The organism is Pseudoalteromonas holothuriae (assembly GCF_945859825.1).
GTDB lineage: Bacteria > Pseudomonadota > Gammaproteobacteria > Enterobacterales > Alteromonadaceae > Pseudoalteromonas > Pseudoalteromonas holothuriae.
Genome location: NZ_CAMAPC010000019.1, coordinates 49,550 through 65,080, shown reverse-complemented (window position 1 = coordinate 65,080; position 15,531 = coordinate 49,550). Strand labels below are relative to the sequence as shown.

12 protein-coding genes are annotated in these 15,531 nt (G+C 39.7%); 6 read left to right on the top strand and 6 right to left on the bottom strand.

Features of this window, described 5'->3' with window-relative positions:
- Positions 1-224 precede the first annotated feature (224 nt).
- Positions 225-1,112 carry a LysR substrate-binding domain-containing protein gene (locus OCI93_RS17750; RefSeq protein WP_261594280.1) on the top strand — a complete coding sequence of 296 codons (888 nt, stop codon included), beginning with the start codon at positions 225-227 and terminating at the stop codon, positions 1,110-1,112.
- Between the two features lie 59 nt (positions 1,113-1,171).
- Positions 1,172-1,921 (top strand): YdcF family protein, encoded by a 750-nt coding sequence (locus OCI93_RS17745; protein ID WP_261626953.1) that lies wholly within the window; start codon positions 1,172-1,174, stop codon positions 1,919-1,921.
- 22 nt (positions 1,922-1,943) lie between these two features.
- Here the strand turns inward: OCI93_RS17745 and OCI93_RS17740 are convergent, their stop codons facing one another.
- Positions 1,944-2,696 (bottom strand): Nif3-like dinuclear metal center hexameric protein, encoded by a 753-nt coding sequence (locus OCI93_RS17740; protein ID WP_261594278.1) that lies wholly within the window; start codon positions 2,694-2,696, stop codon positions 1,944-1,946.
- A gap of 163 nt (positions 2,697-2,859) precedes the next feature.
- On the opposite strand from OCI93_RS17740, the gene OCI93_RS17735 reads away from it, so the two are divergent.
- The gene (locus OCI93_RS17735; protein WP_261594277.1) at positions 2,860-3,225 is read left to right on the top strand and encodes a hypothetical protein; all 366 of its coding nucleotides are present in this window, start codon (positions 2,860-2,862) and stop codon (positions 3,223-3,225) included.
- Between the two features lie 85 nt (positions 3,226-3,310).
- Here the strand turns inward: OCI93_RS17735 and OCI93_RS17730 are convergent, their stop codons facing one another.
- The 3 genes from OCI93_RS17730 to OCI93_RS17720 all read right to left on the bottom strand — a co-directional run bounded on the left by OCI93_RS17730 (position 3,311) and on the right by OCI93_RS17720 (position 8,257).
- Positions 3,311-3,853 (bottom strand): SRPBCC family protein, encoded by a 543-nt coding sequence (locus OCI93_RS17730; protein ID WP_261594276.1) that lies wholly within the window; start codon positions 3,851-3,853, stop codon positions 3,311-3,313.
- A gap of 85 nt (positions 3,854-3,938) precedes the next feature.
- The gene (locus OCI93_RS17725) at positions 3,939-5,240 is read right to left on the bottom strand and encodes an MFS transporter (protein ID WP_261626952.1); all 1,302 of its coding nucleotides are present in this window, start codon (positions 5,238-5,240) and stop codon (positions 3,939-3,941) included.
- 128 nt (positions 5,241-5,368) lie between these two features.
- Complete coding sequence (locus OCI93_RS17720; protein ID WP_261626951.1) at positions 5,369-8,257, bottom strand: pentapeptide repeat-containing protein; 2,889 nt, start codon at positions 8,255-8,257, stop codon at positions 5,369-5,371.
- 372 nt (positions 8,258-8,629) lie between these two features.
- Here OCI93_RS17720 and OCI93_RS17715 point away from each other — a divergent pair, with 372 nt between their 5' ends.
- Together OCI93_RS17715 and OCI93_RS17710 are read left to right on the top strand one after the other, a co-directional pair.
- Positions 8,630-9,577: an ABC transporter ATP-binding protein gene (locus OCI93_RS17715; protein WP_261594273.1), complete on the top strand. Its 948-nt coding sequence runs from the start codon at positions 8,630-8,632 to the stop codon at positions 9,575-9,577.
- Positions 9,567-10,766 (top strand): ABC transporter permease, encoded by a 1,200-nt coding sequence (locus tag OCI93_RS17710; RefSeq protein WP_261594272.1) that lies wholly within the window; start codon positions 9,567-9,569, stop codon positions 10,764-10,766. Before OCI93_RS17715 ends, OCI93_RS17710 begins: the two co-directional genes overlap by 11 nt.
- Before the next feature lie 40 nt (positions 10,767-10,806).
- Here the strand turns inward: OCI93_RS17710 and OCI93_RS17705 are convergent, their stop codons facing one another.
- Both OCI93_RS17705 and gshA read right to left on the bottom strand, forming a co-directional pair.
- Positions 10,807-11,415, bottom strand: a complete 609-nt coding sequence (locus tag OCI93_RS17705) for a transglycosylase SLT domain-containing protein (RefSeq protein WP_261594271.1) — start codon at positions 11,413-11,415, stop codon at positions 10,807-10,809.
- Positions 11,416-11,538: 123 nt separating this feature from the next.
- Positions 11,539-13,116 carry a glutamate--cysteine ligase gene (gshA, locus tag OCI93_RS17700; protein ID WP_261626950.1) on the bottom strand — a complete coding sequence of 526 codons (1,578 nt, stop codon included), beginning with the start codon at positions 13,114-13,116 and terminating at the stop codon, positions 11,539-11,541.
- A gap of 798 nt (positions 13,117-13,914) precedes the next feature.
- On the opposite strand from gshA, the gene OCI93_RS17695 reads away from it, so the two are divergent.
- Positions 13,915-15,462, top strand: a complete 1,548-nt coding sequence (locus tag OCI93_RS17695; RefSeq protein WP_261594269.1) for a methyl-accepting chemotaxis protein — start codon at positions 13,915-13,917, stop codon at positions 15,460-15,462.
- Positions 15,463-15,531: the final 69 nt, after the last annotated feature.

Here is a 15,531-nt window from a genome sequence, read left to right as displayed (position 1 = left end):
AGACATTGCTTAAGGACAAGATGAATAAAATTAATTTGTCTTTTTTGTAAAAAAGTTAAATAAAGAATGACAACGCTGTCAACAATAGTGTTATAGTGATTTTGTTAAAAACTAATCATCGATTGCTAGTTTTGTAGACACCTAGGCGTTACTATTAGGTAATAACTAGGGTTTCGGCAAAGCAATCTGAGTTTAACTCACACTGATAATGAGATTTATTAAAGATGATCGACATAAAGCACCTGAAAACCATCTCGACCCTTAAAGACACCGGTTCACTCGTTAATACAGCCCGTGAGTTGTTCTTGACGCAATCAGCTTTATCACATCAAATTAAAGATTTAGAAAACAAATTAGATTGCCAGTTATTTGAACGCAAAACTCAGCCTGTTCGGTTTACCCCTCAAGGTATGCTGTTGCTTGAACTTGCTAGTGAAATTTTACCTCGCGTGGAAGCGACTAAATGTCGCTTAAAAGAAAGCTTAAACCAACCTATTTCGCAGTTACGACTTAGCGTAGAATGTCATGCATGCTTCCATTGGTTATTGCCAACAATAAAAGAATTCAATAACTTTTGGCCCGATATTAAGGTCGATTATGAGCGTGGTTTTAGCTATGACGCTATTCCTGACTTATTAGAGGATGATTTAGACCTTGTCCTGACGTCAGATATGCGAGAACAAGACAAACTTGAATATGCACACCTTTTTGATTTTAAATTAAAACTCATTGTCTCGCCCGATCATGAACTTGCCAAAAAAGCCTATGTAACAGCGCTTGATTTAAAAGATGAGACCATAATTTCATACCCTATTCCGAAAGAACGACAAGACATATTCAAGCACTTTATTCAAAACGCTCGCTTTGATGGCACACTTAAAACGGTTGATCAAGGTTTATTAATTTTTCAGCTCGTAAGTGCGGGTATGGGTGTTGCCGCTTTGCCAGATTGGTTAGTCACCCCTTATGAAAGCCAAGGACTTATTAAGTCTATTCCCTTAGGCGCACTAGGACTCAATCGCCCCATGTATTTAGCAATGAAAAAAACCATGAAAGACAACCCGGTGTACCGGCACTTTTTAAATACCTGTAAGCAGAACAATAATCGTTAAGCTATTATTTTTATATCAAATTAACTAAACTAAACCCAATCTAATCGATTGGGTTTTTTATGTTTGTTGTCAAAAAAGTACTCGGTAGCCTACTCATGCCATTACCATTGCTGCTTATTGTGCTTGCTTTATGTTTATTGTTTATGAGTAAAACCAATAAAAAGTCGTACTTTATAGCTTGGTTTAGTGTTTTATTTGCTTGGTGTATAAGTACACCGTTTATTGCCGGAAAAATTATTTCACCGATAGAGTCTAAAATCAGCGCGTTTGAGCTCAAAAAGCACTCTCATATCGAGAAAATTGTGGTATTAGGCTGTGATGCCTATGCAAATAATCGCCTAAGTGCCAATGCTCAACTTGGCGGATGTTCGCTCTCTAGGCTAACCGAAGGGGTACGCTTAGCACACCACTATAAAAATGCGCAACTTATTGTCTCAGGCCAAACAAGTGCTCACTTAATGAAATTAACAGCCATTGATTTAGGCATCAGTTCATCACGTATTCGCTCCAACCCTAATGCGCTAGATACAAAAGATGAAGCTAAGCAATTAGCACCTTACCTAGTTGATAGAAAGGTCGCTTTAGTAACATCAGCAAGCCACCTAGCTCGTGCGAGCGATTTATTTGCAGCGCAGGGAGTAGAACCCATACCTGCACCGACTCAATTTTATAGTTTTTCAAGCCAACCGCCATATAAACAATTTATTGCCCAAATTACCGTCCTAAAAGCCATAACGGTGCATTATTATGAGGTACTTGGCAAAGTCTGGATTAAGATACGTCGCGGTATAAACCCTGAGGCGCTTTAGCGCGCCTCGTTTTTCTGGCTACTCACACTGGATTGTCAATATCGATGAAAGTAACATCTAACCCGTACTGCTGCTCTAAATACTCTCCCAGCGCTTTAACTCCATAGCGCTCAGTAGCATGGTGTCCTGCTGCAAAAAAATCTATCGCTTGTTCATTTGAGCTGTGGATAGTTTGCTCAGATGCTTCACCTGTTAAATATGCATCAATACCTTTACTTGCAGCTAAGTCGATATAACCTTGTCCACCACCCGTACACCAAGCGATGGTTTCGATTGGTTTGTTACGTACTATATTATCTAATGGCTTTCTATTTAATGCTGTAGCAATTTTCTCAGCAAATTTTTCAGCTGGCATTGGGCTATTCAAGCGACCATATACAGGTACACTGTTCGAACCATCTTCAAGGCCTCCTAGCAACTCAACGTCAAGCAACTTTGCAAGTTGTGCATTATTACCCAACTCTGGATGTATATCTAACGGTAAATGATACCCATAAAGGTTAATATCGTTTTTCAACAGTGAAGCGATTCTGCGTTTTTTCATGCCAGTAATAACTTGCGACTCGCCTTTCCAAAAGTAACCGTGATGTACCAAAATCGTATCCGCCTGTAAGGCAATTGCCGCATCTATCAGTGCTTGACTGGCCGTTACTCCGGTAATGATTTTTTGAACTTGTTCAGCGCCTTCTACTTGTAATCCATTAGGCGCAAAATCTCTAATCGCATCGGGCTTTAACAACTCACTCAACATCTGTGTAAAATCTGAACGCTTCATGAAATAACCAATATTTTTGCTTAATAATTACCAGATTTTGGCGTTTGTGATGACAAATTGGAAGCAAAACCCTTAAAAAATTGAAAAATTGCTTAAATATGGGTATAAATACTCTTTATCCTTAAATCCCGCGTATCCGCGTATATACCGACTAGGATCTACGATGAGTAAACTAGATAAAACTGAAGTGTTGAGCGCTTTTGAAGCTGCTTACGAAACTGCCCATGGCAAGAAGCCTGAAATTACCACCAAACCTGGTTGGTACAGTATTGATGGCGGCAAAAACCTACGCCTAGCAGACGTAGCTGCATTAACAGAAGAGCTAACTTCTGGTTCAGCGACACCTAGCGAAGCAGCACCAGCTAAAAAAGCAAAAACAAACAATGCAGCTCCTACCAAGGCTAAGAGTAAAACAGCTCCTTTTAAAGTAATTAAAGAAAATACTCAAGGCTACACCGCTGAAGAGCTATGGATTGTTGAGCTTGCCAGCAAAGACCATGATTGCCGTTTACCACGTGGTGTCGTTTAATTTATACCGCGCTTAACAACTAGATATAAAAAAACCGCTTATTAGAGCGGTTTTTTTATATCTATCTAGCTCAAAAATATCAAGGTCACTCTAAAATAGGAGTCTCTAAAATCTCCTTAAGATTATCTAACCCTGTTTGCAAGTCATCACCTAGTACAGCTTCAAAATCCATTACCAATAGCATCAAATTAATCGGATACTCCATATTTCCGTGGAGCCCCCACGTCACCTTAGTCCCCTCTGGCACTTTTTCCGTCGTCATGTAAGCAGGATCTGTAGATTGAAATGGTTCGATAAACCGAAGTTCAAAATCTATACGCTTATTTTCATCAATTCGCACAATTTCCTGTTCACCAGTTCCTACTTCTGGGTTTTCACTATGCCAAGCTGAAACAAAGCCGACCGTGCCATCTTCCCCTTTATAGGTTTTTTCCATACTCGGGTCCATTTGCTCCCAAGTACTGTAATCTGCTTGGTTTTTAAGGTGTTTTATATAAGAAAACACGGATTCAACAGGTTGTTTGATTACGACTTGTCGCTCAACGTGATAACTATCAGCAATAAACAAAGCAATAATAAACGGGGTAACAATGACCAATAACAGTACAGCAATTATCTTTTTCAACATCCTTCTGCCTCTTCGGTAATATTTGAAAATACTGAAGTTAATGTACCTTTTTATAGCAAACTAGGAAAGCCCATTTACAAAATTACTACGTAAGTTTTACCAAAAATTTTGCACTGATGGCGCCAACAAACCCGAGCAAACTGTATATCAGAATAAGTGCAGACACAGATAGCCAGTTATCTAAAAAGCCAATACTACCAAGTAGTAATAACAATACGCCAATCACCGTGTTGCTCACCGATACATAATCTGTGCGTTGATTCCCTTGCGCTAAATTTACCAAATATGTTTTTCGACCAAGCCTAACTCCTTGGTGCGCAACACTCAGTAAAAAATACATCATAGGCAAAAACCAAATGCTTTGTAGTACCGTTTGAGAGTATTGCGCGACAAGATATACAACCAAACCATTTAGAGTGGCTAAGCAAGCGCTTAGAATAAGTACATATTTACTCGAAAGGTCACTAAGGCGGCCCCACAAGGGTGCTGACAATAAACTCGCGGCACCTGATACGGCCATAAAAGTCGCTAACAAAGGTAAATTGAGTTGGTTTTGACTGGCTAATACAATATAAAATGGGGCACTCAGTGCCGAGCATAATAAAAACCCTCGAGTCATCACAAAATGTGCAAACGCTTTATCTTGATACAACAACTTAAGCTTAGATAAAGTAAGCTTTAAACCATTTTCCCCCTTTTTAATTGCACCTTTGTATTCCACAATTTTACTATAATATATAGCAGCAAGTAGCCACATTGCCGCACCTAATGTTAACGCAATTAGCACCGCAAGATGTTGCTGACTTTTTGGAATAAAACCAAGGATTAGCGCAAATAACAAGGTTGCAAGCCCGGCCATGCTTGCAGCTAATCCACCAATATTGCCACGCTGTGTTTTGGGGATCACTTTACCTAACACATCTTTGCCAGCAATAGAGTTAAACCCACGAGCCAAACTAAATAAACTTAAGACTGCGAGCAACGCCCACCCTGCCTGCAAGCCCGTTAATGTCAATGCAATCAAAATCATACAAACAATACACAGGGCTTGTATCAGTGCACCAATAACCCACACCCACTTTCTCAAACCAAGTGTTTTGATATAACCAGCAATAGCAAGCTGAGGAAGCAAAGAACCAGACTCACGAATAGGCACTAGCCAAGCAATAAATGCACTAGGTACGCCAAGCCCTTGCATAAGCCATGGCAGTGTTACTTTTGGGTTTAACAGCGCATCGGCAAACTTGCTCAAGATTTGGCTCACAAGCAGTATAACGAAATTCCCCGGCACTTCTTTGCAGGCTAAATTATCAATTGCTTCACATGCCTTTTCCTTTTCTACCTTATTAAGGCGTTGATAAATTGCTGCTTTGTTCAGTTTTGCCATATGACGCTCGGTTAAACCTGTTAATGTATATAAATTAGCTCATGGCCACTTTATACGGTAATCATCAGCAAATAATTCAGTTTGGTAAATATTACATATACATATCATTAAAAGTACAACCAATACTATTACTCTGGCAATTCCAAAATAGCTTCAGATAAATCAACGCCCTCAAGGTCCACCTCACTTAAATCAACATCAACTAAGATGGTGTTTTTTAAGATTGCACCTTTAAGGTTAGCGCCTGTTAAATCTGCACCTGTTAAATTTGCATTGGTTAAATCGGCCTGACCCAGATCAGCCTGATTGAAGCTTGCATGTTTCGCATCAACATTAATCAGCTTCGCGTCCTTAAGTGAAGCTTCCAAAAAATTCGCAGAGACTAGTTTGGCGTTGCTAAAGTTAGAGCGAACTACCAGCGCGAATGATAAGTCCGCAAAAGATAAATCTGAGCTAACAAAGTGACTCTCTAAAAAGTTTGCACTTTCGAGGTCAGCACGCTGGAAATTTGAATGGGAGCAATTAGCAAAGCATAAACTTGCTTCAGAAAAACCACTAGTAGATGCATCTACATTAACCAAAACTGCATGGTCAAGCTCAGATTTGTAGAAATCAGCACTACTAATATCAGACCCGAAAAAATTGCCAATAGCAAAGTCACTTAACCGTAATATTGTATGTGAGAAATGAATATAAGATAAACACTGAACAGGGACAATATCATCTTTATCACCATACCCAATCGTTCTGTTAAACCATAATAAAAAACAAGTATCATCTTCAAAATTAAAATTAGTTACTACACGAGTTAACAAGGCACACCCATGATGCACAGCCAATAAAGCCACTTCCGCATTACGAGCATATTTTGCCATATCTAAAAACTTGCCAAGCCCTAGTTTTTCAACTGGCATACTTTTACGTAGCGTATGCGAAAACAAGTTGGCAAAGCAACTCTGCCATGATCTAACGCGATCGTCATCTTGCAAACTAATCTCATCCACTAAAAAGCCGAATACATATTTGTCTAAGGGCGTTGGGCCACATAATTTTGCCCAACGTTCTAGGGCGCTGATTTGATCATATCCCGTATCAGGGTCTTCGATGTTTCTCTTCATCTCATCAGTAATAAGTTTAACTTCTCGGGTAATCCGCCGTGCTATTAAATATTCACCAAAGCTTTTGTGGGTGAACTCAAAAGTTTTATCTTGCCCATCTAATTGCTCACTTTGGCGAAAGTAAAACGCGGTTAATAAACGGGAAATACCCGACTTTGTACTTTCTTGAAACACATCAAGATACTGAGTTACTCGGCTCGCTTCACATTGTTGTTGTATTTTGGCTATGCTGGCCACACGACCATTTCCATGCCAAACTGCTAATGCAATTTCTTCTAATACTCGAATAAAGTGCCGCTTTTCTATATCACGCGCTTGTTTATGGCTACCATGCTCATCCCACTGCCTCTCATATACGGCATCTAGCAAGTCTTGATAAATTTGGTTAAGGGTAATGGTGTCATTAAAATTGATTTCGCCACGCTCAAAGCTCAGCGCTACTAGGTAGTTCAGTAATGGCTCTTGTGTTATAGGCTGTAATTGTTCGATGGCCAGCGATTCTGGCAGCCCCTGATAATCAATTCCCTTAGCTCGGCCATAGTTTTGCCACCACACATCTCTTAAGTCTTGCTCTAACAACTTATTGGGATCAATATACTCTTTTTTGTCTCTAACGCCTTCATCACGTTGCTCAACAAAATACGGTAATACATGCAGCTGTTGTTGCAAACCTCTGAGCTTGCTTGTAACCGACTGTATTGCCATATCTCTGCCGGTGATCAATGCCTGCCATTGGTAGCCTGCATCATTAAAACGTGCGACTTTATTGAGCACCTCCTCAACAAAATGATTGGCCGTTTCTGCGGCTAACTTACCTTGCATTGCCAACTCGTCTAACCCATCAAAAATAAGCAACACACGCTGTGTTTTATACTCTTTATTTAACGGGTTTACGGGTAAATAAGTGTCTAGCTCTACATAGCGTTCAACAGAATGAATTAAGTCATCGCTGGGGTCAAAATAATGCAAGGGTATAAACACCACTTTAATATCAGAGCGCAGCTTTACCATGTGTGCCGCAAACATTTTAGCAAATGACGATTTACCCGAGCCAGGCCCTCCACTTATCACCCTAACAGGGCATGTTTTATCAAAATTAATTACCCACTGCTGTATTTCGTTGTGTAGGTCAACAACCTGCTTTTGATATTTATTTGCTCTACCATATTCAGCAAACTCTTCATCATCGCCCGCGTTAACTTTGTAAAAAGCATTGAGCTTTACATACACCTGGCTCAAGCTAAATGCCTCGGCAAACATACGTTGATTAACTTGCTCTTGAAGCCACGCGTTATACAACTGCCAGCGTTGTTCTATTTTACTTGCTTGTGCAAATGGGTTATCTAGCTGCTGCGCAATGCAAAGGTAGCCTGCTCGGTTTTCATTCCATTCTTTATGTAGAGCTAACGCAAAACTTTGCTGCAAACGGACAAAAAAGCCCGCGGCATCTTGCGTGCGCATACCTAAGCTTTCTAGCCAATATAAAATGGCAGGTTTGATATGTTCAAACAGGGGTAATCGCTCTGGATGCGTAAAAAAGTCTACAGTAAGACCAAGCGGAATCTGACTGATTTGCTCTTCAATATTGTGACTGAGCTGCTCAAGCTCTTTATCCTTAAGCTTACTTGCAAATAGCTCCTGATAGTCAGGCACCAACATATACAAAGTATTTTGCAAGCTTTTAAATACCAAAACCCATGCGGCATGCGCTGGCTTGTCAGCAAACCCCATCACACTACCCGCCTCCACTAGATTTTCATACATTCCTTTGCTATCGGCAAAAACGCCAGATATAGCCGCTTTGCCTAAGTTTTTAAATAATTCTCGAATAGGTAAAGACAACTCTTTGTTCCAAACTGACACAGGTTGCTCTAGGGTTAGGTCATAATGCTTACTCATAATGGGTCCTTGTAATCGCACACTAAATAAAACAAAAAATTCACATCAATTTACAATACTCATGTATCTGTACTTAAATATCTAGTCCTTTCATGGCATTACCACGCAACTAAACGCAAAATACATACATTGTCAGCAAGGTAGGTAGTGAGTAACGGAGTTTGATAGATGTATGCTGTGTTACTTATGAATGTGATCGCTTCTATAAGTTTAAATACACTTGTTTAGCGTAGTAACACATTAGCGCATTCTTGTTTCGCTGCAAGTGACGCTTCTTTGAAAAATCTCTTTACAATTTAGTGTATTAACATGGCTCGTTTAATACAAAAATGCGGTACTCTTAATTACAAAGAATATTCAGCAGGTATATGTATGCAAGAAAAACCAATTCTCAATGTTTGCAATGTGTTTAAACATTACCAGCAAGTGACTGCGGTTGATAACTTGAGCTTTAGTGTAAAAGAGGGTGAAATCTTCGCGTTACTTGGACCCAATGGTGCAGGTAAATCATCTTTAGTTCGTATGCTGATTGGCTTTACTCACCCTGACTCTGGCACGATTACGGTAAATCTTGATGCGAGATCATATTCCGCAATTCCCCATCATGCACTAGGATACTTACCAGAAGACAGAGGGTTATACTCAGAAAAAACCCTAACACAAAATTTAATGTATTTTGCAAGATTGCGTGGTGTTGATAAACAAATTGCCAAGCAGCGCATTGACTTTTGGCTAAATGAATTTGAGCTTATTGAAAGACAGCATGACCCGTTAAAGTCACTATCAAAAGGTAATCAGCAAAAAGTACAGCTTATCAGCGCTGTTCTGCATGAACCAAAATTAGTATTACTGGATGAGCCTTTCTCAGGCCTTGATCCAATAAACCAGGAAAAAGTGGTTACCTTTTTAGCAAAACTAAAACAACGCGGTATAACAGTTATTTTAAGCGCACATCAAATGGCCATGGTCGAAAAGCTAGCTGATCGAATGCTATTAATGAACCAAGGCCAAACAGTACTGCTGGGCTCATTGGCAGAGATTAAACAGCAAATAGGGGTAAGTGCAGAGCTAGTTTTACGTTACGAGACCGATATCAACTTAAATACGTTAGACGCTGATAGCTCACGGCTCACCTTGTTAAACAACAATACTATACGTATAGAACTAAGCGATGCTAAGCACTTAAACACTAAACTCATAGAACTCACACAATTGGGCACATTGCAACATATTGAAAGTAAAACTATGGATTTACACCAGCTTTACCTCAAAGCCATCGCACAGCACCCTACTCAGGAGCAACGTCAACATGGAGCATAAATTCAAGCAAATTCTGTTAGTAGCAAAATGGGAGTTCATGCAATTTTTTAAGTGGAAGCAAGAGCTGTTAAGCAAAGTAATCATGCTATGTGTGGGGCTATTTATTTACTTTTCGCAAAGTGGCGCACTATTTTCTCCAGACAAATATGTTATAGCCGTGCCGAGTAATTTCTCGGCCAGCCAACTGCCAGCCCCCTTTATAATTGAAAAACGCTCCGAAGCCGTCGAGGTACTAATCCCTATGCTAGAAAATAAGCAGCTAGATGGTATTTTGCTACCTATGAATACATTAGATCAGCAACAACAATTTAAGCTGATCACGGTAGGTAAAATGGCATGGCAAAAAGAATTTGAAATGGTACTAAGTACCCATTACTCCAAAGTACTTGCTGAGCGTTTAAACATTACGGCGCAACAAATTGAGTTACTGCAACAACCTATTACTTTGGTAAACAGCTACCTAGACACAAAAATTAAGAGTCAAGAGCAACAGTCATCCTCCACAGCCATAGGCGTTTTGGTATTGATGATCATCGGCATTTTTATGTCATTTGGGCAAATTTTTGTATCGATCACCGGTGAAAAGCAGCAACGAGTGACTGAGCAGCTATATGCTTGTATGAGCGCACAAACTTGGATTGACGGAAAAATATTCGGCCAAATGCTGCATAGTTTAAAAGCGATGATAAGCACGTTAATCAGCTTTATTTTAGTCATGGCTTTTATGCAAGTTATCTTAAAAGGGCAGCCATTAGATTTATCTATGATTAACTTTGACTTGTTGCCGTGGCTAGGATTATTTGCGTTACTGGGAATATATATGGCAACCGCATTTATGGCTGCTATTGCATCTGCCATCGATGACCCAAACCATAGTGGAAAAACGGCTTTTATGATATTACCGCTACTTCCTATGATCATTGGTTTTTTTATAATTGATAGCCCAAGTGGTACATTCGTTGAGGTACTAAGCTACTTTCCACTAACTGCATTTGCTGTTATGCCTATGAAGATGGCACTCATTGACGTTCCTATTTGGCAAACTCTGATTGCCATAGTCAGTACCTTAATTGGCTGCTATTTTACTAGAGTCAGTGCTGGACGTTTATTTAAACTAGGTATGGTTATGTATGGTAAAGAACCAAATTTAAAGCAAATGCTACGATGGGCATTGAAAGAGCCAAGTTAGAAAGTACGGAGATAGCTCGCGCTATCTCCAAACTTATTCATTAGCCAAATAGTCGCTCAAACCAGTTTTTGTCTAAGTCATCTTCGCAGCGCTTTAACTGTGCACCATAACGACTGGCTCTGTGTTTCACTTTATTTGCAACTGACATTAGCCATTTTTTCTTACGGTAAGTGCCTCGTTTGTAGCCACCCCACCCTTCGTGGTAATTCAAATATTGCGCATACGCATCCCACTTTGATATTCCATTTACCTTATGGGTTTTATAAACAAACCAGCCCATAAAATCGATGGCATCTTCAAAATCATCCCTGTCGGCACCTGAGTTACCTGTTTCTCGTTTATAGTCACTCCATGTAGGAGTTTTAGCTTGGGAATAGCCATAAGCTGAACTAACTCGACCAATAGGGATCACCCATAAAAAATATTCCATTGGAGGCGCGGCATCGTGCTTGAAGGAACTTTCTTGATACATCATTGCCATCAGCACATGCTTGGGTGACCCCCACTTATCCTGAGCGTCACGCGCATCATAGTACCAATCTTCTTTTTCTTTAAATATTTTACATATATCATGAGGTTGCTTTGGTGGTGCGGTGGCGCAACCAGTTACAAAAAACAGTACTGACAATAAAGTTATAAATTTTTGCATTTTTTTTAAAACCCATTGAACTTTTCTAAATAATGCCAGTCCTAACTTATGAATGCAGCAGTTTAGCATTGTTTCATCCCTGAAATTTATTTGCGCAGTTTATTAAACTGCGCTTTTTTTTGCCTACGCTTTAGCAAAGTAATCATCAAGAAAAGCAACGAAGTCTTTCTCATCACTTTGCTTTATAGACTTAGCCGCTTGTTGTGACTGTTCAGCAACCCCATTGAGTGCTTGTTCACTATATTGCTGATAATTAATATTCAAATACGATGCTTTGTAATTCTCAGCTAAATGAAGTGCCATTATACCGCAGTCTTGCTGCTGCGACTTGAGCTGTGCAACTAAGCGACCAGAAAATGTTTTCTCTGGCTGTGTAACCCAAGAGCTTAATGCTTGTATAGTGTCTGAATACTTATTACTTTGCTGTGCTTCGTCCATCCAGCTTGCAACACCTGCTAACTCGGCAAAAATATCCGCAGCCCACTGGCTAAGCAATACTTGCTCATCATGTTGCTGTAACTTTACTTGAGGGTCTCGACCTTGATTGACAACTGTGGTTAAGTTGTCTTGACTGACCTTTTGCTCATCCCAATGCATCATGGGCGACGGCTTTAATAAGCAATAAGTCAAAAATACATCAAGGAAATTAATTTGCTCTAGGCTTATTCCAGTATCAACAAATGGATTGACATCCAACGCGCGAATTTCTATATATTCAATACCACCGCGCTCTAAGGCATGCGTTGGTGGTTCACCGCTAAGTGCATTACGTTTTGGCCTAATAGGTGAATAAAATTCGTTTTCTATTTGTAAAATATTTTTATTCAACTGCTTTGGAGCTGCACTGGTGTAATCATCTAATTGACCATATAAGTCAGAATGACAACGAATCGCCTCTCGTAATCCACCAATATAATCATCCAATGAGTTGTATGTCACCTTTAGTGATGATTGTGCGCTATTGGTATAACCCAAATCGCCTAAACGCAAAGCCGTGCCGTATTCTAAATATAAAGTACCCTTGCCTAGTTTCTTAAAGGGCAGATGACTCTCTTTACCTTGCAAAAACGATGAGCATAACGCCGGTGAAGAACCGAATAAATAACTAATAAGCCAAAGCTCTCGCTTAAAATTACGAATTAACCCCAGATATTTATCTGAAATAAAATGCTGTAATGGTTGCGTGTTGCTCTGTAATTGCGCCAAGCTCTGCCATAGAGACTCTGGATAAGAGATATTAAAATGCACACCCGCAATTGCCTGCATCATACTACCATAACGGTTCTTTAGCCCCTGCCGATATAAAGTTTTCATTTTACCAACGTTTGAGTCACCGAACTGCGCTAAAGCAATATCATTTTCATCATTAATAAAGCAAGGCATGCTAACTGGCCAAAGCAATTCATCACCCATTTTAGACACGGTAAATTTTTGCAAATCTCTTAATTGCGATAATGTTTGTTCAGGGTCATCACTGGCTGGTGTAATAAACTCTAATAAAGACTCAGAAAAGTCGGTGGTGATACTACTATGTGTCAGAGGGTGACCAGTCTCTTCTGGGTGGGGTGTTTTAGCAATAGTTCCATTTTTATTGATGCGTAGGGCTTCTCGCTCTATTCCTCGCTTAATACCTTTAATTGCATACTTATGCTGTGGCACTGACAATGCCGCTAATGTGGTCTGTAAATCTGTAGTAATCAAAAAAATATCCTCGGCCAGTTAGGCAATGCCAAACGTTATGGGGGCACAACTTGCAATACTCAAGTTACAATAATGACTTTTCCTAGATGCTGGGCACTTTGTATATCGCTATATGCTTAGCCAACATCATAGAGCGCAAATTGTTAATCCACATGTATACTCAGTTTGCCACTTATATACGTATGATACAATTTATTGAGTTCATCATTGTTTGACTCAATCCTATTTCTACTGCTCTGATTCGTTTACACTTAACAAAAACAACAAATTGGGCTTTACTGAAAGCCTGCATATTGAGTACTTGACAATTTTCAGTTCAATTAGCAATGAGTTATATCACCTCAACTGTCTGCAACTTTAATGAAAGGCATTAAGCTTTAAACTGAGTGCTATCTCTTTTGAATGCCTCACATTGCTAGTTAGTGCGTAAATAAAAAAGTGGTTTACCTGTTCCATTGGCAAAAAAATTAATGTTTGCCGCGCAGTGTAACCGCTCAAACATAGACCTGCTATAGCTGAATTTACTTTCTCTTATAGCGTAATTACTTAGCCCTGATGTATTTTTGCCTACTCTACTGTGCAGACTAACTATGGCTATACCATTTAAATACACCCTGTTGTACGACTTGATAACTCGCTATAATCTAAAAAATTAAAGTAAATCTTAACGGCATGCTTACGAGCTTTCATCATCTTAAGATAAAAGCTAAGTGCTATCACAACACCAAAAAGGTGTTCTCAAATGATAAGTACATACTCGTAAAGCCTTAACGGACTTGTTAGCTAATGGAGAAAACTATGCGTCGCGGGCACAATATAATTAATGAAGAGGTCACATTTGATGATAACCATCAGCTTGTCTCTACTACAGATTTACGCGGTGTTACAACATACGCAAATGATGCTTTTTGTGCAGTTTCTGGATTTTCTCAAGAAGAACTCGTTGGTAAAAACCATAATATAGTTCGCCACCCTGACATGCCAAAAGCCGCATTTAAAGAGTTATGGGATAAGCTAAAAGAGGGACATTCTTGGCGAGGTGTCGTCAAAAACCGTTGTAAAGATGGTCGCTATTATTGGGTAGATGCCTTTATTACGCCAATTTTTGAACGTGGCCAACTCATTGGCTATCAGTCTGTTAGAGTACGTCCTAGCAATGCGCTAAAACAAAGAGCACACACATTATATAGTGCAATCAACCAAGGTAAAAGTATTTGGCATTGGAGTGAACAATACACCTTACGTCGCAGCCTCAGCTTTGCAATTACAGCGCTTAGTATTGTTTTAACAGGTTGGTTTTTGGGAGTAACTAGCGCATTGCTGCTATTTGCAACATTTATTGCATTACTTGCTATCAATTACGAAGAATTAATAACAACACCTGGCGCTTTAAAAGAGCAGCAAGCACAATTTGATTCCGTTTCTCGCTATATTTATGATGGTCATAGTGCTTTTAGTGTTGCAAAGTATAATCAAGGTATGCTGCAAGCTAAATTACGTACCGTTTTAGGTCGCATGAAAGATTCCACATTCACCTTTAAAGATATTGCAACAGGCCTTGATGATAAGTCCAGCCAAACCGAACAAGGCATACAAGCGCAAAGCCAGCGCTTAAGCTCCATTGCTGCAGCCATGTCGCAAATGAGCAGCACTATTGGGGAGATATCTCATAACACTGGAGAAACCGCAAACAAAGTTGATGCAACTCAACAGCATTGCCAAGACATCAAATCTTCTATGGCTGATAACGCACATATGGTAACTACTTTGGCAGGCCAAGTTGATGAAGCAGCACAAACAGCAACATCACTAGCCAGTGAAGCTGAGAAAATAGGCAAAGTGATGACCGAAATTGAAGGCATTGCTGAGCAAACTAATTTATTAGCGCTCAATGCAGCTATCGAAGCTGCTAGAGCGGGTGAGCATGGCAGAGGTTTTGCCGTAGTTGCCGATGAAGTGCGGGCTCTTTCATCTAGAACACAAAATGCCACCAGCCATATTTATGCCTCAATTAAAGAGATTCAAGACACGCTATTTAGTTGGTCCAAAGTCATGCAAAACACCAAAGACAGAGCCGACTCTTGTGCACAAGCAAGTCAACAGAGCCAACAAGCACTAGAAACTATTTTCTCACAAATAAGTGACATTGCTCAATCAGCACAAGAAATTTCAGCTGCAGCAGAGCAACAACAAGTCGTCAGTGTTGAGATAAACAACAATATTGGCAACATAAGAGAGCATGGTAACGACAATTTACAATTAAGTTACCGTGTGGCAGAAGATGCAGCAAAATTAGTTGAAAGTGCCAACAAAATATCTGGGCTGCTGCTTACATTTAAAGCTTAGCTGCAACCAAAAGATAATAAGCAAAGCGAGTAAATTTACATCACTTTGCTTATTAATTTACCTAACTTG